The following is a 26758-nucleotide window of genomic DNA, read 5'->3' as shown; positions in this document are numbered from 1 at the left end:
ACACCCCTCTAATTTTTAGAGGGGTCTATTTTTAGAAATTAGTGGGTGAAACAATGAGAAAAGTAACAGTTCCTATAGATATGGCAAGTGAACAAAAAGAGATTTTAGGAATCATTTCGAAAAGACAACTCATCTACATAATTGTAGGGGGAGCATTAATTTATGCGTATATTCCGTTTGTCTTTAATCTAACCTCTAACTACCTAGTGGGTGCGATCATGAGTCTCATTTCTGCAATTCCTGTTTTGGTTATTACCGGGGTTTTAGGTTTTATGAAAAAATTTAAATACAGCTTAAATTATGATTTCTACTTAATTATAAAGTTGGGGTACAAAAATCAAATAGGCACTTGGCGTAAAGGACCAAAAATCTAAAAGAGAAAGGATGATCCCTAAGTGAGAGATATATTAATAATGGGTTTCCTTGGATTAGCAATATGGGTGTTTGCTAGAAAAATGGAGAAAAAGCCGATTTTCCCTTGGAAAGAAGGCTCAACTGAAGAGGGCACAAGATTTGTTCAAAAGAAAGACAAAAAGAAAAAACATTCAGTGGATATTGAACAAGAACCGAAAGTCTTCCAAGAACTAGTTCAAGATATTAAAGAAATCAACAATCACATGATTCGATATAAAGACAACCGCTTCGTTTTATTAGCAGAAGTAGAACCTGTAAATTATTTTTTATTGAGTCAAGCCGAACAAGAGTCAATTGATGTAACGTTCGAAAGATGGCTAGCTCAAATCAATTACAATGTTCAATTCTATCTACAAAATCGATTCATTGATTTGTCTGAACCCATTGAAACTATGCGGAAAAATATGATGGAAGCAGATGACCTTTCTGAAAATGCTAATAAATATGGAAAATCAATGATCGACGATTTAACTAAGTGGCAGCAAGTATCACCTCGATATGAAACTAAACGATATCTTATCTTTACTTATGAATTAAAAACAAATGACATCACTGCAGAAGACAAAGAAGAACTAGAAAACAAAATTGTAGACAAAGCATTTGCTGAATTATACCGGAGGTTAAATACAGCAAAAGGACAATTAAGAAAATCTCGCATGAATGTAGAATTATTAACTAGTGAAGGTATTTGTGAAGTTTTATATCACACATTCAATAGACGAAAAGCAGTTAAAAATAGATTTAAAGATTTTGGTGTTCAAGAAATGTTAGCTCTTTATGTTACAGCTGATCAGGATGATACAAGAATTGAATTAGTAAAGGAGGGCATTGATAATGAGTTTGCTAAAAAACAAGAGCAAGAGCAAGCCAGCTAAAAAGATAAATAAACCTACAAAGATAATTAAAAAGAAGAAAGATACTATGGAAGATCAAGAACTAGAAGAACAATTAGAAGAAATAAATCAACCTACCATGTGGGATGTCATTGCTCCAGATGGAATAAAAATTAATGCTGAAGATTACGGAATGATTAAGCAATCATTAGGAACAACGACTTATTTCAGACCATTTTATATTCCACGCGATGGTTATCCAAGAAAAATGCAAACAAACTGGCTATATTCTATTACTTCAAGTGGTGAAGCAGATGTTTTGGTTGATGTTCATAAAGTCGGTAAGACAGATGCTATTAGAAGTTTACAACGTCAATTAACGATGTTGGAATCCAATCTTTCATTCCAAGTTAAACGAGGAAATATTGATCAGATTAATGACTTGAAAACAAAGATATTCGATACCGAACAATTAATGTCAGAAATTCAATTTTCTGAAAACGATATATACAACGTAGCTACTTTAGGAGCTTTATATGCTCAATCTGAGAAAGAGCTTAACCATTATAGCGAATCTATTGAAGATGAGATGTCAGGACAATTTTTTAAGATTACTAGCACTTGGAGTCGTGTGAAAAAGGGTTTAAGAAGTGTCATTCCTATAGGGAGAAATGAAATATCAGACTCTTTAAGAAACATTGATCGAAGAGCATTATCTACTTTTTCTCCCTTTATAAGTGGTAGCGGCAAGTATCTTGGTGGAGTTCCATTAGGAATCAATAAAATTACAGGACAATTAGAATTTATAAATAGCTTTGGAAACGAGGATTTTCGACCTCAAAATTATAATATAGGAATCACCGGTATTCCTGGGAGCGGAAAATCATTGGCGATGAAACTAAAAATTGCTAGAGAAAAAAGTGGTGCTAATGTTTTCGCATCTATAATTGACCCCGAAGGAGAGTTCGTTTCTTTAACAAAACGACTAGGTGGTATCAACTTAAATATTAGTGAGGAAGAGGATATTTGTATCAATCCTTGTGCAGTAAGTACAACAGATATTTTACTAGAAGATGAGGATGAAGAATTAGATTGGCTCGAGGATAGAGACGACAAGGAAGTTGTGGAAAAAGAGGGGAAAGCATATGTTCGTTTCGTCCCACTTCGCGAAAAACAAAACGAAATTCTTTCCTTTTTTGATATTATTGCTCGAGGTAAAAATAGTGAAGATCAAGGACTTGATGTATTTGAGCGGAACTATTTGGAAGAAGCAATCACATTTGTATTCAATGAACTAGGTATCACATCACACCCAAGCTCTCTATTCGATAATAAGGTAGTTGAAATTGATGGTCAACTCATTCAATCTGCTGTCAGAAAGCCCGAACCTACAATAAGTGATATTTTTTCATATTTATTAGATAACTACGCTAATGACAAAAGAGCAGCACGTTTAATTGCTACGATAAAGCCTTTCTTAAAAGATGGAAGTAAACCAATTTTCGATGGCCAAACATATTTAGGAAAAGGAGTTACCCAATCCCTAGGGTCTGCCCGTCTTGTTAATTTCAACATTAGTCAAATGGAAGAAGGATTCTTACGCCCAATTGCTTATCACGTCATTCTTAACTATCTATGGGAATACTTCGCTAAGAATAGCGATAATGCTACGAAGAAGAAATATATTTACTGCGATGAGCTTTGGCAATTCATAGATAATGAGCAAACAGTCTCATTCTTTGAAAAAGTTGCAAGGCGTGCACGTAAAAGAAACTGTGGGCTATGCTGGGCGACCCAGGATTTTGTTCGTATTTTAGAAAATCCAAAAGCTCGTGGAATCCTTTCTTCCACATTTACAATCTTATTTATGCAACAAAACAAAATCGACCTTAAAAAGGTTAAAGAAAACTTCGATTTGAGTGATGGGGAGATCGATATACTCTTTGGTAATCCTGATAAAGGCGAAAGTATTCTTAGAATAGGTAAAAGCTCCGTTTGGTTGCAGACAAATCCTAGTGAAGATGAACTAACATTTATTGAATCAAATCAAGCGGTATTAGAGGAAATGTTAAAGCGGAAAAAAATGAATCATGGCTAAGGGGTGACCTGAATGTTTGAAAGCATGGGAGACAAATTAGGAGACATATTAAAGTTCGTTTTTGCTGATGTGTATTTATGGATTATAAAGCCCCTACAAGATATAAAGATGTTCGAAACACTTATATACGGTAAAGATGGAGAGGATTTCCTTGTTTTTGGTGTTTTTACGTCGGAGGAAATGGAAAAAATTTTTCAGCCGGGATTAACCTATTTTACGGCAGTTGCCATTGCTACTATTCTAATAGGTGTAATGTTTGGTGGGATGAAAATCTCTAGTGTAGGGATTAATCCTTCTAATAGAACATATGCAATTGAGTTTATGAAAGATTTAGCGATTGTCGCTATTGTGTTGTTCAATCTCCCTACGCTATATATGTGCTTATTTGGCATAAATTACATGATAACGGATTTATTTAATCCTAAAAGTACCGAAGCCTTAATTGAATTCAAAAAGGAACTTGATCCACAAAATAACGATGTTCTTGGACAAGCTCTAATTGGTTTAACACTACTCGGCTTAATGATCTGGGCCAACTTTTATTATTTAATGCGGAAGGTAACATTAATAATCTTAATATTGCTTGGTCCATTAATGGTTGCGATGTATTTAATTCCAGGTACTAAAGGAATTACTGCAGGATGGCTAAAAGAACTAACCGGAACAATTTTTGTCCAATCCATACACGCTGTTATATTTTGGATAATATCAATTCTAGTTACCGACGCTTCAGGTCCTGAAGCCGTTATTCTCTATATTGTTTTCATACCACTTACCGAAGCGTTGCGTTCTTTAATAGGTTTAGGTGGAGATATGACCAACAAACTAAATACAGCTGGAGCAATGCTAGGAATGTCAGCTTTGGCAGGTATGTATGGCAGTGTGAAAGGTGCCATGGGGGATAAATCTGTTATGGGAGCACTGAAAGGTGCCTATAACGGGACTAAAGACTCCAAAAAAGGTCAAATGGACTCTTCTGACTCCCCAGACGGTGTAAAGTCAACTATGGCATCTAATTCAGGGACAGATACTGGATCTAATCTATCAGCAGAAAAAATGCTAAAAGCAGGAGAAATTACAAGCAAGATGGGGAAAGCTGTTTTCGGTATGGCTGGCGCTGTAGCAGGGTCTCCTATGGGACCAGGGGGAAGTATGCTGCTTTCAACAGTTGGATTTGCTGCGGGCGGTGCAGTTGGTGGAATAGCTGGTAGAGTAGGGACTGCAGGAGTATCTTTAGGTACAAAAGGCTTACAACAAGCACTAAAAGGCGGTAAACAAGGTTTTAAAGATGGAAAAGACCTCTTCAATGCCGAATCACTCGCTGATGACAAGTTAGCCAATACACTAGCAGATAATGATACTACTAAATGGGCTAGTGATAATAAAGAACAGTTTATGAAGGATATGAAAGAAAAGTTTCCCGATGCCCATCAAAGTTCACTTGATGGCATGTGGAACAAAAATGTAAGTACTAAGAGAGATGACTTTTTAAATAAAGCCCGCGGTACTGTAGGTGAGTTAAAGAAAAATGATGGGAGTTTTGCAAAAGGTGATGCACTAGCAAGTGCTACTAAAGATAAGTTAACTAATGATTGGGCAAAGTCGAATCGGGATTCATTTATGAAAAATTTTGATGAGAAAAATCCTGTTTCATCTAACATGTCAGAGGCTGGCATACAAGCACGAAATCAAGCGAAATCGGAAGCTTGGAGCGACGCGGTATCTGCTAGGAAAGAGGAATACTCTAAGATTGCTAATATTACAGCGGGAAAAATGAGCAACGGTCTCGATCCGAGTAATGCATATATTAACAAAGATGATTACTCAAAATCGGTTGCAGAACAAGCGTTAGCTTCAGATAAAAAAGATTTCAAATCAAATTATCGTAATATGGAAGATAAAGCAATCGATTCTGCATTTGAGAAGACTAATGGCAGCGAAGCGGCATATCTGGCTAGAGCTAAGAGTGCTAGTAATAGTATAAATACTAAAAGTGGAAATAAAGTTAATGGGGCCGCACTTGCATCTGCTGTGACAGATAAATTAACAAATGATTGGGAAAAATCCAATCAAGATTCATTCATGAAAGAATATGACAAACAAAATCCAATTAATCCAAACATAACCGAAGCAGATATATCGGCACGAAATCAATCTAAATCACAAGCGTGGGGTGCTGCTGTTTCTGAAAAAAGGAAAGAATATTCAAAGATTGCTAATAATGCCACTAAGAAAATGAGCAATGGTAGTGATCCTAGTAGCGCTAACATTGACAGGGAAGAATTTTCTAAATCAGTAGCCACTCAAGCCTTTGCTTCAGACAGAAATGCGTTCAAAACGAACTTCCGTAATTTAAATCCGGGTGCATCGGACAAGGATATTGAACTAGAATTTGAAAAAGACAAGGGAGGCCAAAAGGTTTACCTGACTAAAGCTAAAAATGCAGTAAGTGGTGTGAAAACAGGTCAACTATATGGAAGAAATGACGTGAATACACCTTACCTAGCTTCGCAATTAGCGACCATGAAAACGAATCAGAAGAAAACTCAATTCTTAAATGAACAAAAAGAATCCGGAGTTTCTGAAAGTGACGCTATAAAAACTTGGTCTACTCAAGAACAACCAGGAGTGTATAAAAAGAACCTCCAGGAAGCAAGCAAGCAAATTCCGGCTCACATTCCTTTGGATAAAACTATTATTTCAAACTCTGCGGTTAGAGGAGTAGCTTCAGTAGCATCTGGAGCATTAAGTGGAGTTGTTGCAACAACAGGTGTGAAAGAAATTGGTGGTTTCTTAAAAGATACAAAAGTAGGAAAGGTTGCTATTGCAGGGGCTCAGGGGGCTGTAACTGGTTTTCAACAGGGTGTATCTAATAATTCTGGTTCCGTAATGAGTAGTGCTGTTTCCGCTACAACAGGTATGAAAAATATTATCTCACAACCTCATGTAGCTGAAAATATCTTAGGTAAACAAGAAGGATTTAAGAACGCTATATCTTATACAACAGGCATAGTAGGTGGTATAAGAGGGCATCAAATGGGCGCTAAAACAGCAATGAAAATAAATCCATACAATAAAGCTGTTAACCAACAAGTCTCTGAGGTTTCAGATATCTCTCACCTTGCACAAAGAGATGATGGAAATGGAAATATGCAAATAGCAAAGGGTGCTGTTCAACTTGTAACCACTGGTAATCAATCGTATGTTCAAGTAAGAGACAAAACAGGTCAGACAAAGGTTGTTTCAAGATACGGTGCTGGTGATAGTTCTTTAAAGACAGGCGAGATGGTATACCAAGATCTTAATATTCAAGACGGGGCGCTAGTACAGGATTCAAATGCCTATAAATACGATAGTGCAGGTGGAAAAATCAATATTGGTAGAGCGATTAATGTGAATCCAAGTAAATTACTTGCAAATCGTAATACTCCTAAAACGCCGAGAGTGGTTCAAGAGGTCCAATCGTACAACCAGCAAGTAGATAGTGGTCAGTATTACTCGGATGATATTATTTCAAAAAACATGAAAAATATGAAAATGATTGTTACAAAAGAAAGAAGTTATATGACCGCCCAAGATCAATCAGGGGAAATTTATCGCGTTTCTCCATATGGAGCAGGTGATGCTCGACTTGATAAAGATAAAGAAACAGAAATTAAGTGTATAGTAAAAAATCGAAGAATTGAAAAAGAAGAAAATTCAAGCTTTGCAACCTCTTTACAACCTAAGGACCTGATCCCAACTAAGTCAAACAAGCGACTTGAAAGAAGAAGCGAGTTTGAAGCTATCAGGCATAAATCTTTAGGGGGAACAATGTAATATGGGTTTACGGAAGACTCCTGAAGAAAAACAAGAGAATCCACTAGCTAGAATAGCAAAAGATAAATTAAAGCAGCAAGCTAGTAAAAAGGGGAAAAAAGTTGCTAAGAAATTAGCCAAGAAGGGAGCAAAGGTAGCCGCTAAAGCTCTCAAATCGGCAGGAGTGGCTTTAGCTAAGACCCTTCTCTCACTTTTAGGTGCTGTAGGATTGCCTCTGATAGTAATCGTGGTAGGAATCATTTTTCTAGTAATCATTACTTCTTTAGTGACTTCTTTTATGTTTGGCACTGGTGATGGCTTAGAAGGATCTGAAAGGAATCTCCATAATTATATAGTGGAACAAGCTGATAAAACGGTCGATATGAACAGTTCAATCCAAAGGCCCTATAGAGTTCCACATGAACTCATTGCTGTAGTCATACAGCTTGACGCAATGACAAGAGAGGATGAGAAAAAGGTAATTAATGAAATGTCTGATACTCTTAGTCCCACTTTTATTGAAGGGCGATACAATGAGTGGACTGAGAAAAAAACGCAAGTTTGTGAAGATGGAAATTGTAAGCCCTGGAGTGATGTTAATCGGACGGATAAGTGGGTTACAAAGTTAGATGATGTTGATTTTTGGAATGGTCACACCACATTTATTCATGATCCATACACTACAGAGTGGGAAACAAATACTAAGATCACTTACCGTACTGATACTTGGACCGAAACTGAAACGTATCAAGAAAAAGTAATTGAAGATTATATTGAGTATGTTGAAGTAGCCAGGTATGAATTTGTGGACGTTCCATATACTGAGATGGAATATACATACATTGAGAAATCCCCAGGTATCTATATCTGGATTCAAAGACCTGTCACGAAGTATCGAAAGGAAAAGGTATTGGTTATTGATGTAGTTCCTATTGAGAGGTCGGAACAGAATATTATTACAAAAACTAGAGAAGTTGAAAAATCAAAAGTAGTTGAAATTAAAACGATTACTAAGACAAGACATCAAAAATTTAATACAACTGAATCTAGAACTGAGGACTACGCAAATTTTGACCAAATGTTAAATACGTATGGTCTCGGTATGAATGATAAGAGATTAATAGAATTAAATTACATGTTTAGTAACGGGACGATCGCTTATACTGACTGGTTGTCAGGGAACGCTAACTCAGGATTCGGGACAGATTTTGGTGGTTTTAATGGCACGATCATCCCCGGAAATGGTGTCCCAGCTCAATATTTAGAAATGTATCTAGCCGCTGAAAAAAAATATGGTGTGGATTGGTATACACTAGCTGCTGTTCATTTTGTTGAAACTGGGTTTAGCACACATGCTACGATGGTTTCAGGAGTTGGCGCTCAAAGTCACATGCAGTTCATGCCAGCAACTTGGGTTGGATGGAAATATAATATCGGGGGTGGACTTGTAAGTTCCTCATTAGATATTACTAGTCTGGGTGTTATTAAATCAGGAAATGGATATGGTGTGGACGGTGATGGAGATGGGAAGGCAGATCCTTGGAATCTGTCAGATGCTATATCCACTGCAGCTCACTATCTATCAAAAAATAAATATGCTACTGATCCAAGGGGAGCTGTTTTTCAGTATAACCATGCTAATTGGTATGTAGAAAAGGTTATGAAAAATGCTCAAAAATTCAAAACAGAGGCAGTTTATAAGCCTGCTGATGGTGAGATGCCTACAATAACTGACGGGGACTTTATGAGGCCGGCTGCTGGACCAATCTCTTCTGGGTATGGACCACGTTGGGGTAAGCTACATGCTGGAGTAGATATAGCTAAAAAAGGTACTGTACCCATCGTATCTGTTGCTGATGGAGTAGTTGTACGTTCCTATATGTCTTCTTCTTATGGAAATTGTGTAATTATTAGACATAATATCAGAGGGAAACAATTCGAATCATTGTATGCTCATATGACACATAGAGCAGTTCGTGATGGGCAACAAGTATCGAAGGGGCAGTTCTTAGGAAACATGGGGAATACAGGAAGAAGTACAGGTCAGCATTTACATTTTGGTTTATACTCACCTAATTGGCAGCAACATGCAAACTCTCTTGATCCTTTGTTGTATATCCCGTTAAAATGAGTCTCTAATTATTAGAGACTCACAAATATATTTAACTGGTCATAGACTAAGAGAAATTGACTTATTCCTATGCTGTACATCTCTTTTAACAAGAAGTTGAAGAAGTTGGTTTCAAAATAACAATGTAAGTAGGAGATAAATTGAAAAGAACATTGATACTTAGTGTTACGGTACTCTTATTCATAGCGGGTGTTGGATTCTACTACATTTATAGAGATGAAGAATTGGAAGTTATCGAATTAGCGGTTGCGAAAGAGAATGTAGTTAATGACCTAGAAACGGTAAAAAGCCAAGAAGAACAAATCTTTAAATGGATAAGCTCTAAAGAATTAGATACAGGCCATCTTGAAGGTAAAAATGATGATGTTTTCAATCGCTATCGACAAAAGAAGGGGGTAGTAGAGTTTCTTTTTGCCGCTATTCTTTTAGAAGATCCAAATCACTTTATACAATCGTTTAAAGTAGAAACGGTTTCAGCAGATTTGTTCGAAATGGATAATCCTAATAAAATAGAAGTCGCAGCAGAATTCCTAAATAAAATTTCAAGAAATGGTCAGCTTGAGACAGTCGGCTATGAAGATAAGATAGGTTTGTTTAATTCCGAGTCAAACGAAGCTCAGGTTGATCTGCACTATTCTGATGGAAAAAAGGTCACACTAACATTATCTTTCGAAAAAACCGCTACACACCATGATAAAGATGATGAAATCTATTCAATTACTACCTCACCACTTGAGTTAATTGAGGTAATAGAAAAAAGCACATGATGAATTTTTTTTATTAAAAGTCAAGATATTCCTTAAAACCCTTAATAACATTATATTTCTATTTAATGTCAGACATTATAAGGGGTAAATTATAAAGGATAGATGAGCAGAATAAATTATGCTCTATCTATCCTTTTTTTGTACTACAAATGACCTCATTTACTACAACAAGAAATTGTAATGTTGTTGTAGTAACGCACCCGTTCGTTTAAATCATTCTGGTCCTGATCCATAATGGTTAACTTGATTATGTTGTAAAACTTTTCCTAAATTATCTGCTTGTTTATTTTCATTAGGTGTAGTCATTCCAGATTTCTTTTCAAAATAAACAGCAATACCACCAATAATAACAACCGGTATCAGTATATATATCCAGATCATAATAACACCTCCATAATATAAATATGAATTATTATTATTATATCATTCATTTAACTTTTTTTTACAATTATTCCTTAAACTAAACTGCCCGTTATACTTTCTGTGCATCACCTACTTAAATGATTCAAAGTAACTCGTAACCCATTTTGTATTATTTTCTGCAATATATTCTTCTGCAAGAATTAGTCTTTGTACAAGTTCTTCCTTAGATAATTTTAGATATTTTCTTCGCGTATTATCAATATTTCGGTTTGGTTTTATTTTATGAAACTCAATATTCTCGTTGGTTAGAGAACCATTAAACGTATTATTCTTGCTATTCTTTTTTTGTTTATGAGTTTTACTATGTTGTTTGTAATACTCATATAGTTGTTCGTTTGTACGAATGGTGTTTGGATGAATTCCTTTCCCTTCGGGATCAATTTCTTTTGATAGTTCAGCGATTGTTGTATAAGTGATAGGATCACCTTTTTTAATCAACTGATCAATTGATTGTTTACCTATTTGTACTGAACGACTACTACGCCTTTTATGACTTTCTTTAAGCCAAACTGGTTCATTTTTCAAATTGAATGTCTGGCTCATATTTTTGTTCCTCCCTATATTTTTCAATAAGATCTATTTCTTTTAATTCATTACGTGCGTGTTTTCGCATCGCTTTTGCTTTCTTAACTTCAACCGTTAAATTCATTGCACTATATCGTTTCTCCATATCTTTCGATAGCTCAATAACCTCTAATAACTCGTGTTTCTTTTCAGGTTGCGGGATTTTTGCTTGGCAACCTAAACACGCCATTTTAATTGGGCAGACGTGGTTTGTGACACACGTTCCGCCAATAACATTGTTTAACACGCCAACTTTTTCTTTATATTCCGCAAGATCCTTTTCAAGTTCTTCACCATTTCGCAATACAGCTTCATCAATATCAAGATAGTCAGATATAACATCGTGCAAATCACTTACTGATTGAGCCACTTGGCTTGGTGTAGGCTCAGAGTAATAACCAGTTACGCCTACATCTCTTTGGTGTAATATCTTTGCTACGATGTCTATTGGTACTTTTTGTCGCTGAACAGCTTCGGTTGCAAAAGCGTGACGTAAGGTGAGTTTTCACCACAACAGGTTTCCCTTCTAGCGTTTCAAAATGTTGACCGTGCAATAAAAAGCGAATGCTTGAATAAATAACATGATTTTTAAATGCCTTATTGTGATACTGGAAAAAATATGGTTTAGGTTTGGGGAATAGATGTTTTCGATCTCCGCGATATATTGTACTTGGGATTTTTTCAGAACCGTAATGAGTTCTTAGCATCAGTCCAACCGATTGTATTAATTTCATCGTTTGTTCGCTGATATAAAAAGCTTCTAATTCGTCACGTCCTTTTGGAATTGCGTAAAGAGAAAAACGCAATTTGTTATCAACTTTGATGGTACGGATACATTCTTTCGTGTTACTAATTTGTAATAATTCATTTATTCTTGCACCAGTAGTCGTACATATATCTAATGCTAATAAACCGAAGGTTGCTGCTACATATATCGGCTCTACATCCAACAAAATACCTTCGGCTTTATCTTTATGACGAGAAACAAAAGTGCTTTGTGTGAGTAATCCTTTATGTTGAGAGTCAAATGGGTTAGGATTCCCATTTAAACTTTCATCACCGTAGCCCCAAGAATAAAGCGATTTACGTTTTGCTATTATTTGTTCATCTTCAGTGGTATTTTGAAGCCATTTTCCCAAAACACCTATTTCGAGAATCTCTAGAAACCATAGAGATTCTACATCTTCGTTATCATCGAATCGTTCTGCTTTAATAAACTCTACGAAATAATGATTGTTTTCATATGAATAAGAAGCTGTACGATTTATTGCTGCTTTTACAGTTTGAGTCTTAAACTGGTCTTGGTGTTTTAATACAAACGAAACCTTGTCCCACAGTCGAAAATAAAATCGTTCACCAACCCGTTCTGGTTCATCGTATTGAAACTCTAAAGGTAGTTCTATTTTGGTTGTCTTCGCTTGTTCACAAGCTTTTAAATAGGCTTGTCGTAGTCGATTTATTTGATTCCAGCGAAAGTGTCCTTCTGCTCTGATTTGAGGAAGTAAATGCACAATAGCGTCTGTTTCACTCTTACGAGTGTTTTGTGCTTGGTCTTTAGCAGATTTCGTAAAAGAAAAATCCCTTGAATCGTAAGACGGTATTTGAAATATAAATTGCTCATAATAACCTTGTTGCTCTTTAGGGATTTTGGTTGCAACTCATTTTTTTACTGCATAAGAACAAGATCTGTAAATAGACAAAAAATTAGCCCTCATATTATCTGTATGTTCTTCGAAAATAGAGCCTTTAAAATATTGGTACATTTGCGTTTCAATATTAAGTTCCTCCATTTCTGTTAAATAAAAGTATTCAAACAAATTACTTAATCGTGTGGAAATAATACGGACAACGTTATAATTTGTCTGAACATCTACATTTTTCTCTCTATAAACTAGCAAAGCAAAAAATAAATGGTTGTTCCAAGGCTTGTCTACTACATTATTAATATAGTATTTCAAATACTTTTCCTCCATTTTGTCTAGCACAAAAACGTCTCTTGCATCGCGGTAATGCAAAAGTTGTTCATCAACTTTTTCCAATAGTCTCTCGTAAAAAGGTGATTGAGGTTTAAGGGTTAATATTGTCAGTGTACTCACTCCAATCCATCTAAAAAGTCTTGTAGTTCAGGGTCTAATTCAACAGTTTTGATGCTTTCCAAAACTGTATGAGTAGACTTTTTCTTTCTGTTGTGTTTTGTTTGCTCTATATACTCTTTTTCTAGATCCGCCATATTTTCCAACATTTGATCGTGAGCTTCACGATGCTTTTCTTCATCAAAATAATGTTCGTAAACTTTTATGGTATCTGCATTTTTCCACTTTATGTACTTAATAAGTTCATTTGTCCTTTGTTTAATTTCAGCTTCTGTTTTGGAAGTATTATATATCTCTCGTAACCTTGTAGTAACAAACCAGTGCCGTGTTTTATGCGGATTTAATTTAATCTCGCATTCTTCTATAGCCCTGCTCCAGTGGTAATACCAAGCCTCATATGAAAAGAGTGTCCCTAGTTCCGTAAGGAATATTGGAGCCTCATTTGATAATTCTTCAAAAGTACGTTGGAATTCGTCATATTGGATTCGGTCTTTATTGATGTATCGCATCAGCAACTTTACAGTATCTTTGCTAAATCGAATAAATTTCACTCTTTTGCCGTGACTTCCTTTGTTAAATGCATTGGCTTCTTGAAAATTTTTACGTGAGCGATAATCACCAATAGTTAATTCGATAACCTCTGATGCTCTTGCTCCTGTTTCAAAAAGCATACGAGCTATAACCAATTCCCTCAGTGACCAGTTCACCTTTTTCCCTGCTTGATAGACCTGAGAAGGGAGGTAAGGATCATCAATAATTTCAGGCTGCCAATCTTCATTAATTAGCTTAAAATATGAATCAGTCAGCCTTCTATGTGGTTTAGCATCTTCCGTTCCAGCCTCAGATGGCATACGAGGCTTATCCTTTCTTACACCTTCGGTTTGACTTTTATATTCATCTAAAATCGCATAAGAATCGATCAAAGGATTTGAATAATTGTACTGCTTTAATCGAATAAGAGATTTATAGAATGATTTCAACGCTGATAGAAAACGGTTTACCGTATTAGGGCTTTTGCTTGTACGATTAACAAATCGGAAGGTGTCTTTTTCACGAACTTTGCATCCCATTTCATTCATTAGATAATCTTCAACAGCTGTTCGTATTATTTCAGGAGGTTCATTCCATTGAATGCGTTTGCCTTGGTAGTTACTTGACACGTCTAGCCATCTAAAGAAAGGAAGAAGACATTTCAAATACGAAAGGGCGGAACTTTTGTCTATTCTTCCTATACAATCGTGGTAATGATCTGTCAAAGGAAGAAATGGCTCTCTTTCACCGTTAAAGACCAATAATTCATAACGACTTTCAATTCCTTCAGGACAATAGTGATACTGATAGTTTCCCATAAAAGTTACCCCCTTGCTTTTTACACATTGTTTGCCACCTATTCTTCAAGCCAATTATAAAAAGGAACCTTTCTTTTATAAGGCTCATTATAAGAATTTGTAGCATTACTGATGTCCCGCTGTGCTAAATCATATATTCTTTTACTTTGCTTTTTTGGTAACTTTACAGGAACAGAAGTGGGACTCCAGTTCTCACGAATTGCTTTTTTAATAAATCCGTCAGAATTTTTAACTTTTGTTGTGGACTGCTGCATTATAAGGAGTATCTCCAACGTTCGTTTGATTCCTATAACAGAAAGAACTGATAAAATATCATCGGTAGGAGAAGTAAGGGTAACAGCTTCGTATGCCAATTTAACTAACTCTGTTTCATCGACATCAGATTCCACTTCTGGTTGTTCAATTGTTCCGACAGGAACAACAACTTTGTTTAAATTTAATAAGTCACTTTCAGGAATTTTCCATCCTTCTTTATCGCTATTTCTAAATGAATTAGGTAATTTACCTGAACGAAGCCACCGTTTTATTGTTTCCTCGTGCTTTCCTAGGATTTCGGCTACCTCTTTTACTGAATATATTTTCGTCATTACAACACCCCTCATAAGAATGTATGTTTCAGGAATATACGTTCTTATTATAGTACAACATTATTATTGCTGTAAATAATTAACTATATTACATAGTTGTGGTAGTAAATGAGGTCATTTAGAGGTCTAATAAAAAAAAAGTACACCACTATATATAAGTGATGTACTTAATTTTTATTTTATGTCTGACATTAAAGACAAACACTTACTCTGTGTATAAATAGTTACAATCACTTGTCTTTAATTTTACAGAGTAAATCTTGTGCTTTTTTTATTACCACGATCTTAGCCTGTTTCCAAGAACCGAAAGCTCTATAATAGGTGGTGCTTGAGGGTAACTGGTTTTCCCTGGCATAGTCATTCCAACTAGACATACTAGCGCTCAGGAACGTTTCTGAGTGTTTTAGGGCTATTTTTAAAAGTTCTTCATTAGTAAGGTTGAATTTTTTCTTCTTATTAGAATACTCTAGAATCTCATCCCAATCCAAATGCTTTTTTAATGTTTTATAAGTGGGTAGTTTATGTTTATGGGCATATTCATCCCACTGTTTTCGATTCACTAAATTTTTCCCATGTGTTGTGAGTACATTATGAACTTCCTCAAATGAATACTTAGGAGCACCCTTTTTTGCAGTAAGAGCAAGCTTAGATTCATTTTTGGCTTCGTTCCAAGAGCCGAAATGAACAATGTATGTTTGAGAAGAGGGTAAACCTTGAACTTTTGCATATTCATTCCATGCTCTTTTACTTGTAAAGTATCGAGGGTGGGTTTGTGCAATTTCTATTAAAGATTCTTTAGTATATATTTTCAATAATTTTTCCTTCTTCCGAGCTTTTATTAGTAAGGTAAAACTACTTTTTAATCATTTGGTCATAAATAAACTTCTATCAATAGTATGAATGGTTTGCTTTTTTGTTATTTTCCCAAATATGATAAACTACACCTTCGTTCCCAGCATTATAGTCTGAAATTTCTTGAACATATCTATCGAATTTTTCAGCTGTATCTGCATCTGTAATTAGACGTTTTAAGCGCTCTTTTTGGTTAAAATATTGATCTTGAATATGTTCGACAAACGTACTGTATAAACTAGAAGTATGATAAGTTTCGATCGTTTCTTTTAGTTCTTCAATTAGTCTAGGATCAAGGAAATGTTCAAAAGTCTTGTGTGGCAAATCCTCTAAAATATTAGTGTAAGATGATCTTGAATCCAACTCACTAATCGAGTACCCCTTTTTAATTTCTAATTGGAACTCGAATGTCCATTTATTGTTAATTAATATCTGATTAACTTTACCCTTAATATCCATTTTTTCTCCATAAAAACATTTATTTGAATTATCCAATGGTGTAACAGGTCTGGGGAGTAAAATGAAAATCTCTCTATCAAATGAAACACCTAGCAAAAAGAAACTATCACCTGTAGTAGGTAATCTATTTAATCGATTATAGGCTTCAGTATAAGAGAGCGAATTATCTTCTTTATGATAAATGGGTTCGTCTCTTAACTGCTTATAGGCTTCCCAATCTTTTGAACTTAATTGATCTAATTCTAATTCACGACGATATTCTAAACGAATCCTTTCCTTCTCCACACCCGCATGAATTAAATAGTCTAAAACATTCTTATTTTTTTCTAATCGTTTTTTTTCAGTATACGCCTCGGGATCTCTTTTTTCCTCTTGTTTTTCTTGAGCAAATAGAATTAGCTTGCATAATCCATAAAAAGCAATAAAAGGCAAGAAGATTAGATAAAGAGAAGCTAAAATTACCTTCTGACCAATCTCATTTTGAGAGAAAGCCAATAAACCTACTACAATCCCTAACAAGACAAGTCCTACTATTACGAGCAGAATATAAAGTCCCACTGATGCCACAAAAATATGAAAGAAGGTCATTTCGGGTGCCGTTTCATGGATTAAACCAAGTTTATCAAGTAAAGCTACTATTCCCAAAAACTCAAAAATAGGTTGTAGGTTATCCCAGAACTTAATAGTTAGTATAGCTAGGACAATTCCGATCAATCCCCATAGTCCTGTTTGTTTACCTCTTGAATATTGCAACGCTGCATCAGCAAAATGTAGTATAGTATTCATTATTTTCACCGCCATTTTTCTTTATAAGTGCTTTATAAAGAAATTATACCATTAATTACACCGTTTGTCACTATCTTTTTTTGCTATTATGATGACGTGTCAGTTGACAATAGTGACAGACAACCATAAATAACCAGTAAATATTTTACAATCACAATGGTATAATGACATATGAGGTGATTGTTATTTTTGTATCTCCGATGTTACTAGACAAATATCCCGCTCCTGTGAACGATAAGAGTTGGATCACAGAATTAAAACTAGATGGAATTAGATTGTTACTATCAAAATTCGACAATAAAATAAAATTATATACACGACATAACAATGAAATAAGTTCAAGATTTCCAGAGTTAATAAACCTCGATATACCTAACGGAACCATACTGGACGGAGAATTAATTGTTGCAAATCCCTCTCCCGACTTTGATGCAGTTATGAGAAGGTTTCAATCAAATTATGACACAACACCAGTACAATTTGTTGTGTTCGATATTATTTATTACAAGGGAGAAAAGGTTACGAATATTCCTCTTATTGATAGAAAGGCTCTGGTAGAAGAAGCCGTTCCCTCTGATAATTATAATATCGTTCCATCAAAATGGATTTATGGGAACGCAGTAGAGTACTTTGAATTGACAAAACAAAATCAGTTAGAAGGTATTGTTCAAAAGAAGGCTACCTCCCCGTACTCCATTAATGCCCGCTCACCTAATTGGAGAAAAGTGATTGCTTATTCTTACTATGATTTTGTTTTAATAAGTGGGGTTCGCAAAGAAAAATTCGGTGTTTTACTCACTTCTAAAGAAGGTAAATCATTAGGGATTATGGAGTTTGCGCCACCAGAAGTTAGAAAAGAAATCTACCGAAATAGTAAATTACTCAAAATAGAGGAAAATAAAGACTTTGTTTTTCTAGATCCCCTGATGAAATGCAAAGTAAAATACCGAAACCTTACGAAAAACGGGAAACTTCGAATCCCATCATTTGTAGAGTGGGTATCATAAAGTAGAAAACATTAGAGTCTTGCATTAGTGCAGACTCTATTTTTAATTTGTGTATAATTATAGTGGGTGAAAAAAAGAACGACCAACTCCGATAAGTAGAGATGAATTAAATTATGCTGGTATCACTAATATTTGTAGGGAGGAAGCAGATGATATCAGAAGAAGAAAAGGACATAGCAACTGACTACATATTATTAGGCATCTTAATTGAACAAATAGAAGATGACCTCAAGACATTTCATGAAGCACCAGTTAAGCTCTACGAACCGTACAATAACTTACTTGAGAGTATTCTAAAAGAAGTTAGAAGGGACTTAACTATAACCAAAGCAAAAATGAAAGAACAGGGTATTAAGGTACTAAGCGGAATACCGATTAACGAGGACTTTATTGAATATAAATATTACGTAAGAGGTTACAATGCTCAGTTCCATTTTTTTAATGCTGCATTAAGGAATTATGTCACCAAGAAAATGGGAACATACTTAGGCATACCTGGTTCCTATTAGTTGAGTCTAATATCCACTATATCTTTAAGGTTCAAGTCTGTCCGAGAATCAAATTTATCTAATATGCGCAATGTGAGAAGAACAGGATCAGCATAATGGACAAATCCAATTAATAAATGGAAATTATAATCTTTATAATAAGTAAAGAGTAATTCTTTATTTTCACTCATGGCATATGAGACTAATTCGTTAAATTCATCTAATTTGTTTTCATCTAGATCGGGTTTTTTTTTATGTTCATTTATTTCTTTGTCCACTATAGATAATAGAGCTTTGTGTTCAGGTATAAGGAACGGTTGATACTTAATCAGTTTTCTATCTCTTAACATTTAAAACACCATCTTTCATAAGTAATAGCTCAACTATACAGGAACTCACGTTCGTAATTAAAGGAAAGCTTTATATTGTATTGATCGGATATTAACTAAAAAAATACTTCTATTAAATGAGAGAGGTAATATATTTTGAGAAGATTAGAAATTTCATTAAAAATAGAAACACTGGTTAAAGAGTGCATAGGATCCGTTGAAAAAAAGTGGTTACGTCCTGAAGGAGATCATAATAAATTAGGAGATTCAAATGCAACTCATTTAGGAGGAATTATTGAGGTAGAAGGAATTATGAATAATTGCGGTTTAGCAGCCTTTAGCTCAGCGTTATCACCCTATTATATAAACTGTAACGATGTAGTAAAAAGAGAGTGTATCAATAGCTTTCTAAATAAGTATTATTTTCTTACAAGCCTCGAAGACGATCATTATTGGATCGTAATTGAAGATGCTGCGAGTGATTTTGAGGAATTATTATATAAGTTGGATGTACGAAAATGAAAAAAGCGGTAACCTATTTATGGTTATCGCTCTAGGTGTTTAGTTACTTAAATTAGGTGTTTGAAACCTTAGAAAGCACCAAAGGAATTGTAACTATCTTCAATTTCCAGACTATACTAAAACCCCCATTTTATTTTTTCCTAGACTCTGTCATATTCTTCATAACTTTCTTATGTTCTTTACGATCTAGATTTGTATATAAGGCGGTTGTTTCAATAGAATTGTGTCCTAATTGATCTCGTAACAGAACAATATTGCCACTGCTATTCTTTAAATGTTCCCCAGCAAATGAATGACGAAGTTTATGAGGACTTAATGAACGTTGCCCTTTATTAAAAGCTTTAGAATATCGTTCCACTAGGTTCTGTATTGCACGAACGGAGATAGGTTTAACCGATCCCTGGTAGTTCGTCACAAAGACATAATAGTCTTGAGACTTAGCCTTGTACTTTGCATTCCTAACGCCTAAATAGGCTTCTAAATCCTCTAAGGAGTCTTTTAGAATCTCAACCGTATCTTCTTTACCCCCTTTTCTAACAACATCAATCTGACATTCATTAAAATCAATTGCATCTAGTGTTAAGCTGGCCAATTCACTAACCCTTAGTCCTGTCCCTAAGAATAAAGATAGAATAGCAATGTCGCGTTCCTTATTCTTGGTAAATCGTGATTTTTGCTTACCATCAATTTCCTGTTGATATATATTCTTTACAAAATGTAAAAAGTCAGTAATAGAGCTATCGTGTAGAATTTTCGAACTCATATTCTTGGAACGTCTGCTTGCAGATTCTGAGTTTCTAGCAATTTTTATTTTACTCATAACATTTCGATAAAAGTAGCATTCGCCTTCTTTATTTTCAGTTTCCGTAGTTAAATAGTTAAAGAGAGAGGTGAGAGCTGAAATATTTCGGTTAATAGCCTCATTAGATCTATTTTTTTTAACTCCTTTACGAACTTCAATCTTTTCTTCTCTCAAAAAATCTATGTAAAACTCAAGTTGATCTTTCCTTAATTTCTCTAAGAGAGAGTAGGGGATATCCTTAATAGTTTCGCAATCCGCTATACCTTCTTGAAGCAGGTATAAGAAGAACTTCTTATAGTCATGTAAATAGCCAAGAAGGGTAGAGGGGGAACGTTTTTTTCTTTTTTGTGCTTGAACATACTCGATTACATATTTAGGAAACTCATTAAGATGATTTTCTAATCTTTTTTCATGTTTCTGTTGTTCTAGTGATTGAGAAGCCATTCATTATTGTCTCCTGTCGTTTTTTTGTCGAATTTCACATTAAATATAATTTTAACGAACATTTGTTCTTTGTTTGATAATTATGTAATGATCGGTAAAGTGGTTTCCTCGACATCCTTTAAATACTGATCTGCAAGTTGTTTTAAGGTGTCGAATTCAATCATTATACCGTTGCGGGGTGAAACCTCCCGTAGCCATTTATCGTAATAGAAAACAGCTTCTTGAGCTTTTTGAAAAAAAGGGACATTTTTGTTGAATTTTTTTAACTCTCTATGAGAAAGGAACTTATTTCTAAAATCGATAATTTGATTCCAATATTCAAACCATTCTTCACTGGTCATACCAAGATGACATAATAAACCATCCCGAAAGTTATTTACTAGCTCCTCACTATTAATAGCATGTTTCCAATGCGTATCATTGGATTTAGCACCAAATACCATGCACCATAATGGTACTGCATAAGCCAGGTGACTAGTGGTTGTATAGGTCCAAAAAACATCGGAACCTTTTAGCTTTTTTGAATTTACGATAAGTATTTTATAGTAAGAGTAGTGGAGTGTGAAGTCACGTAATATAGGATATTGTTTACTTATCACAGATTCGTTAATTTCAATGTGTTGTTCTAGCAATACAAATCACCAACTTTAAATTTCGTGTAGGTTGAGGAGAGGATCGTATTTATAATTAAAAATTTACCTCATTAATCTCATAATCATCATCATGCTCTGTTTCCCCAGTAATACAAGTAAAACAACCGTTCCAACCAACTATAGCTTTACCAATAGACCATATTGGATTTCCACATTTCATACACGTTGTCCCATTTTCCTTATCCTTAACTGAACCTTTTAAAGCTTTTTTTATTTCATTTGTATTTACATCTTTGTTATTTTTTAGATAGCTTTTAATAAATTTTTCTATCGATATAGAAACCATGTATTCCCTAATAATCCATATTTAAGTATGATTTGATTTCTGCTTGTAAAAGAGCGGTTTAAACAATAGTCATGATTTAAGGTCATTTGTATCCAAAAATAGCGCCTGTAAATATTAGTTCAGAATCAAATTTTTGTATACTACCTTTTTTAGAATTACTTATATTATTCTTTAAGACTTCAATTAACGTATAGTAATTGTCTTCTATAGCAAGATATAAATCACCCAAACTATTAAAATCATTATTATTTAATCTAAAAATAAGCTCATTTATTGTAGATCTTATATAAAAGTGTAAGTGTTCAATTAATAAATTAATATCTCTTTCAGCTTTTGCAGAATGAACTAAATTATTTCTTACTCGATAAAGTCTTTGAATTTGCCATGTAACCGTATTATAGTGATTTGTCATTAAATCTTTTAATGTTTCACTGTTCATTAGTTCATTTGAAAGTTCAGCTGCTCGTTGTTTAAGTAGGGTATAGTCATTAAGTGAACTAAGAAAGTTAATAGATTCAGATTCATCAGTAAGCATTTCGAAAACATCATTTAGAGAATTAAAATCTTCAGTTTTTATCTGTTTACCTTTTATAATCGGTTTAACCCCAGCGCGATAACAATCATAAAGAAAATTTTTGAACAAATTTTGAACATACCTACTGCACATTATTGAAGGGATAATTTTTTTAATATGTTCAATATTAGACCCATGATGCCCGGTAACTAAAAGGGATTCAACAGAACTCCATAAATTAGAATAGATTGTTTCAAGGGAAATAGCTTTTATCGATAGGTCATACTGTCTGAAAAAATTTATTAATCTCCTGTTATCTCGGGGTAAAATTTTGTCTTGATTTAGAAGATTTATTATAGATTGAATATCATCATTATCCGTTTCAACTTCTAAATCAGTACCTTGTTCTAAAGTATAATCAACGATTTTATCTTCATTTGGAAACACTACAAGTGCATTATCAAAATTCTCCAATTCGATATTAAAATAAGATAGTACTGACTGTCTTATAGCAAGCTGGTATCTACATTTTTCTACCGCTGAGTGGATGTCTTCATAATATGCTTCAGTATTTTCAACTATGTAAAAAGCATCCTCTTGAATATGTGAATTTATACTAACAAATGTTCTAAGTATTTCTTCACCATTTACTACTCTTAAATCTGAAGCCTTTAATTTACTTAAATAGTCTGATTGGTTTCTACTCAGTTTAAAATAACAATGAAAAATACCAGTGTTTGATGTAGTAGAGCTTATAAACTTTTCCCATTTTTCTTCAAATGTTAGATACTTATAAGTATTAGACAAAAAATACAATTTTATTAAACGTGAAAGACTTCTAGGTGACCATCCTAAATGGATCAATTCACTAGCAAGGATTTCTGAATAGTGTTCTACCTGATAAAAATCATTAGAGATTATTGCAATCTCTAAGTCCTTTATTAAGTTTTGTAAGTAAGTATTTGATATAAATCTAAGAGCATTATTTAGTCTGTATTCCAGTTGTAGAAGATCATTTTTATCAGTTGAATTAATTTTTAATCCTTTCAGAAGAGTGGGGAGTAAGTCTTTATAATGTTTTCTAAAGCACAAGTCTTTCTCTAAAAGCTTTTTGGATTCTAAGGTTAGATCTTTAAGGTTAGAGGCTGATATATTTTGTTCTTCTCTTATCAGTTGTAATACTTGTTTTGTTTCAATTAAAATTGTATGTGCATTTCTAAGTCTAAATTGGTATGTATTTATCGTCTTATAAAAAAACATTTCACTCCATTTTTGTACAAATAGGCACTGTGAGTCAGTGGAAAGATTATAAACATTCTTGAGGATTGAGTTATTTAATTTAGCAATCATAAATGATATCTCCTTGCGAACATTAAATTTATTTGTTATTATAAGGTCATACTAATAAATGAGAAGAAATAGAAGGAACTTGGTGCTGAGCGAATGCCTGCCCGAGTTCCTTCATTTCGTTAGCCAGGCATAAAACAGATACTTAATTATGTAATACATATCTTGTTGCGCCCATAAACTTGCGACACGTTATGTATTGCTTAGAGAGAATTACTCACCGCGCTGATTATTTTTAATTAGTAGTGCGTATTGTCCATACCAATAAAAGGACTAGCGATAATTTCTAGTCCTTTTATTATACCAAACAGATATTCTTATTACTACCTTTAATCTTCGTTAAATTGTCATTTAACGCGATTTATACAAAAAAGAGGAGGGTTAACCCATCCTCCCTCTCTTGACGAGTGTCACAAAACTACTTAAAGATTGACACAAATATACTGAAACAAGGATTTAATTGATAAAGATTACGGAGCTTGGGATTTCCTAAATTCAAATAATTAAGTACTTTTATGTGAATGTGAGAATTAGTATATTTTTCCAAATTTTTAACCATACCATAAAGAATCCTTTTCTAGTATTAATAAAAAAGGTTTCCAGTATATTTAAATAATACTGAGAAACCTTTTTAGTCGAATAAAGAAAAAACTGTCTTTAGTCCATCTTAAAGGACGATAAGAATTATTTTATTTTTTATTCTTCATTTTTTCCATATTATTGATGTTATTCAAAGTTTTTAAAGACGAGTTGTAAACGGTGTCTTCGCCAAAAGTCAAGCTTTCTTTTTTACAAAAATCAATAAAATCTCTATAACCTTTGAGGATTGATTTTAATAACTCCTCTTTTGGAATACTTAGTGATCTCTTTACCATTTTACCATTATTGATTTCGAAGTAAAATTGTTTCTGTTTTTTTAGGATGAACACATCAATAGGATATCCTAAAAGGGTGATTGGATACTTATCTTCAGTTGCTTGATTCTTTACAATGTAAGATAAACCATCCCATGTATCCAATAAATCGTCCGTTTCATGTTGATCGGATAGTATACTGTGCTGACCATACGTAACCTTAATATATCCGGGTAAATACTCATTCTGTTCGTAATCTAATACCTTTTGGGCAGCTAATTCCGCTAACGAGTGGTCAATCGGAAGAAATTTAATTTCTTCCTTCGTTAAATAACCTAGCTCTGGAACATAATTAGAAACATAACTCTTAAATTCTAAGCATTCTTTCATATTTATTCACCTTCTTACTTAACAGGATATGCACTACTTACATGCCCATTACTGTTAATTGAAACTTTGTATTTACCACCATATACTTTCGTATTATAAGGTCAACCAGTTATTAAAGTGTACCCTTTGTAAAGGACATTTTTAAAAAAGGTCATGCCACTTGGAGAAGGTGATTTCTGTATTGAACGAGGCCACTGAAAAACTTGCGTTTTTAATTAATAAAGCGGATGTAAAGCTAAAAAGGCGACTTTTTGTTCAACTTTGAACGGAAGGTCGCCTTTCTTTATGTTTCTTTTTACTTTGTTTCTTTCATGAGTGTCATAATTCGTTTCAGATTGACGGCAAATATGACCATCGCTCCTTGTAAATGCATGCCAACGAGACCCGTGGACGATGCAACATCGTACCCGTGTCTATGTTTCAGTTCACTATTTTTCGCTTCAATTTTATAGCGTTCTATCGCTTTTTCTTTGAACGCCTCACTTTCTTGAAATTGGATTTGTTCCTGGTGTTCTGCAGATTTAATTGTGACAGAATAACTCTTGCTTTTAGCGCCTTCTTTATAACATCCATCTTTGAAAGGACAAATTTTACACTTTTCAATATCAAAGTTATAGGTGAGTTTTTGATTATTGTTCTTTCCTTTTTTTCCTGTACGTGCTTTACTAATCGCCATATGGCCAGCCTTACATACGTACATGCCTGCATCTTTATTAAACTCAAATTCATCTTCTTTTTTACGTGTGCCGTATGTGATATTGGGATTTAGTTTTGACACCAATTGTAATTTGTTTTTATTCGCATATTGAATGTTATCTTTTTCTGAATAGGCTGTGTCTCCAATGATTGTATCAATTTCCATCCCAGTTTCGTGGCTTTTTTCTATCAATGTTTGAAGTTGTTTTCCATCATTTTTTTCACCTGTAGTAATAACTGCAGCCGTAATAATACGTTCTTCATTCATTGCGATATGTGTTTTATAACCAAAGAAAGAGGAATCAACCGTTTTGTGCCCCACACGTGCATCTGGATCTTCCGAAAAGGCCAGGTGTTCTTCATAATCTTCGACAATTTCTTTTAAGTAGTGGAGTTTTTCTTTGACGTTAGGATAGTTACGGATCGCCTCTTCATTTTCAACGGTTTGAATAACTTTTTGACAATACGTTATCTCATCTGATAGTTCATCCGTCGTTGATTTTGGTGGGAATTTTTCTTTCATCTTTTCATCAACTTGATAAACGCTTTTACGAAGTAACTTGGATTTCTCCATAAGAAATTCTTTCGGTGATTTTTGATTATAGCGTGCTTTTGTATGTGTAGCATCGACAATGATAGATTTACTTTGGATGAGTTCTTTTTCAAGTGAGATTTCAACTGTTTTTTGAATAAGCATGTCTAATAAGCCCACATCTTTTAGACGGATCTTACGGAATTTCGTTAGGGAACTCGGGTTAATAACCGTATCTTCTGGCGCCATGTCGAGAAAATATTTGAAGGACATATCGTATTTAGAACGCTCGACGATATCCACATCCGAAAGATCAAAAATGGATTTAAGCAGTAAATATTTGAACATGCGAATAGGCGGCACAGCATTGCGACCGTTATCGAGGCAATATTTATTCTGCAATTCTTCATATATAAAGGAAAAATCAACTAATTCATTGATTTGACGAAGCATATTATCCTTTGGCACGACAAGATCGTAGATTGCCATAAAGGGACTGAGATTCAAAGATTGTTGGTTAGAAATCATCGAAAGCACCACCTAGTATTAGTAAAACTAGTATACAAGAAAACAGAACACCTTTCCTCGATAAAATCGAGGAAAGGTGTTCTGTTTAAATAATATGGACTTTTTCAGTGGCCACGTATTGAACAGGAGTCATCTTCTTTAAGTTCCATTGATATCTGAAATTGTTATAGTACGTCATATAATTTATTATTTCTCTTTTAAGTTCTTCCAAA

General features: G+C 34.2%; 26 protein-coding genes. 9 read left to right on the top strand and 17 right to left on the bottom strand.

What is annotated here, in order from left to right; translation table 11 throughout:
* Window positions 1-53: 53 nt before the first annotated feature.
* The 6 genes from ACFFIX_RS20460 (at window position 54) to ACFFIX_RS20435 (ending at window position 10041) form a co-directional block, all read left to right on the top strand.
* Entirely contained in the window at window positions 54-374 is a 321-nt protein-coding gene (locus ACFFIX_RS20460; protein ID WP_378937351.1) for a PrgI family mobile element protein, read from the top strand.
* A 21-nt stretch (window positions 375-395) separates the two neighbouring features.
* Window positions 396-1289 (top strand): hypothetical protein, encoded by an 894-nt coding sequence (locus ACFFIX_RS20455; protein ID WP_378937349.1) that lies wholly within the window; start codon window positions 396-398, stop codon window positions 1287-1289.
* Window positions 1249-3345: a VirB4 family type IV secretion system protein gene (locus ACFFIX_RS20450; protein WP_378937348.1), complete on the top strand. Its 2097-nt coding sequence runs from the start codon at window positions 1249-1251 to the stop codon at window positions 3343-3345. Before ACFFIX_RS20455 ends, ACFFIX_RS20450 begins: the two co-directional genes overlap by 41 nt.
* A 12-nt stretch (window positions 3346-3357) precedes the next feature.
* Window positions 3358-7164, top strand: coding sequence for a type IV secretion system protein (locus ACFFIX_RS20445; protein WP_378937345.1), 3807 nt, complete (start codon window positions 3358-3360; stop codon window positions 7162-7164).
* Window position 7165: 1 nt separating this feature from the next.
* Window positions 7166-9274, top strand: a complete 2109-nt coding sequence (locus ACFFIX_RS20440; RefSeq protein WP_378937343.1) for a peptidoglycan DD-metalloendopeptidase family protein — start codon at window positions 7166-7168, stop codon at window positions 9272-9274.
* Window positions 9275-9414: 140 nt separating this feature from the next.
* Window positions 9415-10041, top strand: coding sequence for a hypothetical protein (locus ACFFIX_RS20435; protein WP_378937342.1), 627 nt, complete (start codon window positions 9415-9417; stop codon window positions 10039-10041).
* A 213-nt stretch (window positions 10042-10254) separates the two neighbouring features.
* Here the strand turns inward: ACFFIX_RS20435 and ACFFIX_RS20430 are convergent, their stop codons facing one another.
* The 9 genes from ACFFIX_RS20430 to ACFFIX_RS20390 form a co-directional block, all read right to left on the bottom strand.
* The gene (locus tag ACFFIX_RS20430) at window positions 10255-10422 is read right to left on the bottom strand and encodes a hypothetical protein (RefSeq protein ID WP_378937340.1); all 168 of its coding nucleotides are present in this window, start codon (window positions 10420-10422) and stop codon (window positions 10255-10257) included.
* 111 nt (window positions 10423-10533) lie between these two features.
* Window positions 10534-11007, bottom strand: a complete 474-nt coding sequence (locus ACFFIX_RS20425; protein ID WP_378937337.1) for a hypothetical protein — start codon at window positions 11005-11007, stop codon at window positions 10534-10536.
* Window positions 10979-11398 carry a hypothetical protein gene (locus ACFFIX_RS20420; protein ID WP_378937335.1) on the bottom strand — a complete coding sequence of 140 codons (420 nt, stop codon included), beginning with the start codon at window positions 11396-11398 and terminating at the stop codon, window positions 10979-10981. Before ACFFIX_RS20420 ends, ACFFIX_RS20425 begins: the two co-directional genes overlap by 29 nt.
* A gap of 16 nt (window positions 11399-11414) precedes the next feature.
* Window positions 11415-12539: a hypothetical protein gene (locus ACFFIX_RS20415; RefSeq protein ID WP_378937334.1), complete on the bottom strand. Its 1125-nt coding sequence runs from the start codon at window positions 12537-12539 to the stop codon at window positions 11415-11417.
* Window positions 12540-12686: 147 nt separating this feature from the next.
* A complete protein-coding gene (locus ACFFIX_RS20410) occupies window positions 12687-13067 on the bottom strand; it encodes a hypothetical protein (RefSeq protein ID WP_378937332.1) in 381 nt (126 codons plus the stop codon).
* A 53-nt stretch (window positions 13068-13120) separates the two neighbouring features.
* Window positions 13121-14470, bottom strand: a complete 1350-nt coding sequence (locus ACFFIX_RS20405) for a tyrosine-type recombinase/integrase (protein WP_378937330.1) — start codon at window positions 14468-14470, stop codon at window positions 13121-13123.
* A 38-nt stretch (window positions 14471-14508) separates the two neighbouring features.
* Window positions 14509-15057 carry a helix-turn-helix domain-containing protein gene (locus ACFFIX_RS20400; RefSeq protein ID WP_378937328.1) on the bottom strand — a complete coding sequence of 183 codons (549 nt, stop codon included), beginning with the start codon at window positions 15055-15057 and terminating at the stop codon, window positions 14509-14511.
* A gap of 230 nt (window positions 15058-15287) precedes the next feature.
* Window positions 15288-15869, bottom strand: a complete 582-nt coding sequence (locus ACFFIX_RS20395; protein WP_378937327.1) for a hypothetical protein — start codon at window positions 15867-15869, stop codon at window positions 15288-15290.
* 76 nt (window positions 15870-15945) lie between these two features.
* Window positions 15946-17154 carry a hypothetical protein gene (locus ACFFIX_RS20390; RefSeq protein ID WP_378937325.1) on the bottom strand — a complete coding sequence of 403 codons (1209 nt, stop codon included), beginning with the start codon at window positions 17152-17154 and terminating at the stop codon, window positions 15946-15948.
* A gap of 185 nt (window positions 17155-17339) precedes the next feature.
* Here ACFFIX_RS20390 and ACFFIX_RS20385 point away from each other — a divergent pair, with 185 nt between their 5' ends.
* Window positions 17340-18161, top strand: coding sequence for an ATP-dependent DNA ligase (locus ACFFIX_RS20385; protein WP_378937447.1), 822 nt, complete (start codon window positions 17340-17342; stop codon window positions 18159-18161).
* A gap of 149 nt (window positions 18162-18310) precedes the next feature.
* Window positions 18311-18670: a YhjD family protein gene (locus ACFFIX_RS20380; RefSeq protein WP_378937323.1), complete on the top strand. Its 360-nt coding sequence runs from the start codon at window positions 18311-18313 to the stop codon at window positions 18668-18670.
* On the opposite strand, the gene ACFFIX_RS20375 is transcribed toward ACFFIX_RS20380, so the two are convergent.
* Window positions 18667-18999 carry a YolD-like family protein gene (locus ACFFIX_RS20375; RefSeq protein WP_378937322.1) on the bottom strand — a complete coding sequence of 111 codons (333 nt, stop codon included), beginning with the start codon at window positions 18997-18999 and terminating at the stop codon, window positions 18667-18669. The two genes, ACFFIX_RS20380 and ACFFIX_RS20375, sit on opposite strands and share 4 nt — an antisense overlap.
* Window positions 19000-19134: 135 nt before the next feature.
* On the opposite strand from ACFFIX_RS20375, the gene ACFFIX_RS20370 reads away from it, so the two are divergent.
* On the top strand, window positions 19135-19500 hold the full coding sequence (locus tag ACFFIX_RS20370; protein WP_378937320.1) for a hypothetical protein: 366 nt from the start codon (window positions 19135-19137) through the stop codon (window positions 19498-19500).
* 130 nt (window positions 19501-19630) lie between these two features.
* On the opposite strand, the gene xerS is transcribed toward ACFFIX_RS20370, so the two are convergent.
* From xerS to ACFFIX_RS20335, 7 genes are all read right to left on the bottom strand, one after another.
* Entirely contained in the window at window positions 19631-20746 is a 1116-nt protein-coding gene (xerS, locus tag ACFFIX_RS20365) for a tyrosine recombinase XerS (RefSeq protein WP_378937318.1), read from the bottom strand.
* Between the two features lie 80 nt (window positions 20747-20826).
* On the bottom strand, window positions 20827-21378 hold the full coding sequence (locus ACFFIX_RS20360; RefSeq protein ID WP_378937316.1) for a hypothetical protein: 552 nt from the start codon (window positions 21376-21378) through the stop codon (window positions 20827-20829).
* Window positions 21379-21433: 55 nt separating this feature from the next.
* A complete protein-coding gene (locus ACFFIX_RS20355; protein ID WP_378937314.1) occupies window positions 21434-21685 on the bottom strand; it encodes a hypothetical protein in 252 nt (83 codons plus the stop codon).
* Window positions 21686-21767: 82 nt separating this feature from the next.
* The gene (locus ACFFIX_RS20350; protein ID WP_378937312.1) at window positions 21768-23549 is read right to left on the bottom strand and encodes a hypothetical protein; all 1782 of its coding nucleotides are present in this window, start codon (window positions 23547-23549) and stop codon (window positions 21768-21770) included.
* A gap of 686 nt (window positions 23550-24235) precedes the next feature.
* Window positions 24236-24790: a hypothetical protein gene (locus ACFFIX_RS20345; RefSeq protein ID WP_378937310.1), complete on the bottom strand. Its 555-nt coding sequence runs from the start codon at window positions 24788-24790 to the stop codon at window positions 24236-24238.
* Window positions 24791-25085: 295 nt separating this feature from the next.
* On the bottom strand, window positions 25086-26546 hold the full coding sequence (locus ACFFIX_RS20340) for an IS1182 family transposase (RefSeq protein ID WP_378937308.1): 1461 nt from the start codon (window positions 26544-26546) through the stop codon (window positions 25086-25088).
* An 85-nt stretch (window positions 26547-26631) separates the two neighbouring features.
* A partial coding sequence (locus ACFFIX_RS20335; RefSeq protein WP_378937445.1) for an IS3 family transposase occupies window positions 26632-26758 on the bottom strand: 127 nt, incomplete at its 5' end.

The sequence above is a fragment of the Metabacillus herbersteinensis genome (genome assembly GCF_042433335.1).
Taxonomy (GTDB): Bacteria; Bacillota; Bacilli; order Bacillales; family Bacillaceae; genus Metabacillus; species Metabacillus herbersteinensis.
The sequence above is the reverse complement of the archived record's forward strand: the minus strand, read 5'-3'. Positions and strand labels throughout refer to the sequence as shown.

What these genes read in the sequence shown, in the direction of transcription:
- ACFFIX_RS20405 (WP_378937330.1), bottom strand. Translation starts at nt 14,470, where the DNA reads ATGGGAAACTATCAGTATCACTATTGTCCTGAAGGAATTGAAAGTCGT.
- ACFFIX_RS20450 (WP_378937348.1), top strand. Translation starts at nt 1,249, where the DNA reads ATGAGTTTGCTAAAAAACAAGAGCAAGAGCAAGCCAGCTAAAAAGATA.
- ACFFIX_RS20440 (WP_378937343.1), top strand. Translation starts at nt 7,166, where the DNA reads ATGGGTTTACGGAAGACTCCTGAAGAAAAACAAGAGAATCCACTAGCT.
- ACFFIX_RS20380 (WP_378937323.1), top strand. Translation starts at nt 18,311, where the DNA reads ATGATATCAGAAGAAGAAAAGGACATAGCAACTGACTACATATTATTA.
- ACFFIX_RS20460 (WP_378937351.1), top strand. Translation starts at nt 54, where the DNA reads ATGAGAAAAGTAACAGTTCCTATAGATATGGCAAGTGAACAAAAAGAG.
- ACFFIX_RS20425 (WP_378937337.1), bottom strand. Translation starts at nt 11,007, where the DNA reads ATGAGCCAGACATTCAATTTGAAAAATGAACCAGTTTGGCTTAAAGAA.
- ACFFIX_RS20375 (WP_378937322.1), bottom strand. Translation starts at nt 18,999, where the DNA reads ATGTTAAGAGATAGAAAACTGATTAAGTATCAACCGTTCCTTATACCT.
- ACFFIX_RS20345 (WP_378937310.1), bottom strand. Translation starts at nt 24,790, where the DNA reads ATGAAAGAATGCTTAGAATTTAAGAGTTATGTTTCTAATTATGTTCCA.
- ACFFIX_RS20390 (WP_378937325.1), bottom strand. Translation starts at nt 17,154, where the DNA reads ATGAATACTATACTACATTTTGCTGATGCAGCGTTGCAATATTCAAGA.
- ACFFIX_RS20355 (WP_378937314.1), bottom strand. Translation starts at nt 21,685, where the DNA reads ATGGTTTCTATATCGATAGAAAAATTTATTAAAAGCTATCTAAAAAAT.
- ACFFIX_RS20340 (WP_378937308.1), bottom strand. Translation starts at nt 26,546, where the DNA reads ATGATTTCTAACCAACAATCTTTGAATCTCAGTCCCTTTATGGCAATC.
- ACFFIX_RS20445 (WP_378937345.1), top strand. Translation starts at nt 3,358, where the DNA reads ATGTTTGAAAGCATGGGAGACAAATTAGGAGACATATTAAAGTTCGTT.
- ACFFIX_RS20400 (WP_378937328.1), bottom strand. Translation starts at nt 15,057, where the DNA reads ATGACGAAAATATATTCAGTAAAAGAGGTAGCCGAAATCCTAGGAAAG.
- ACFFIX_RS20350 (WP_378937312.1), bottom strand. Translation starts at nt 23,549, where the DNA reads ATGATTGCTAAATTAAATAACTCAATCCTCAAGAATGTTTATAATCTT.
- ACFFIX_RS20430 (WP_378937340.1), bottom strand. Translation starts at nt 10,422, where the DNA reads ATGATCTGGATATATATACTGATACCGGTTGTTATTATTGGTGGTATT.
- xerS (WP_378937318.1), bottom strand. Translation starts at nt 20,746, where the DNA reads ATGGCTTCTCAATCACTAGAACAACAGAAACATGAAAAAAGATTAGAA.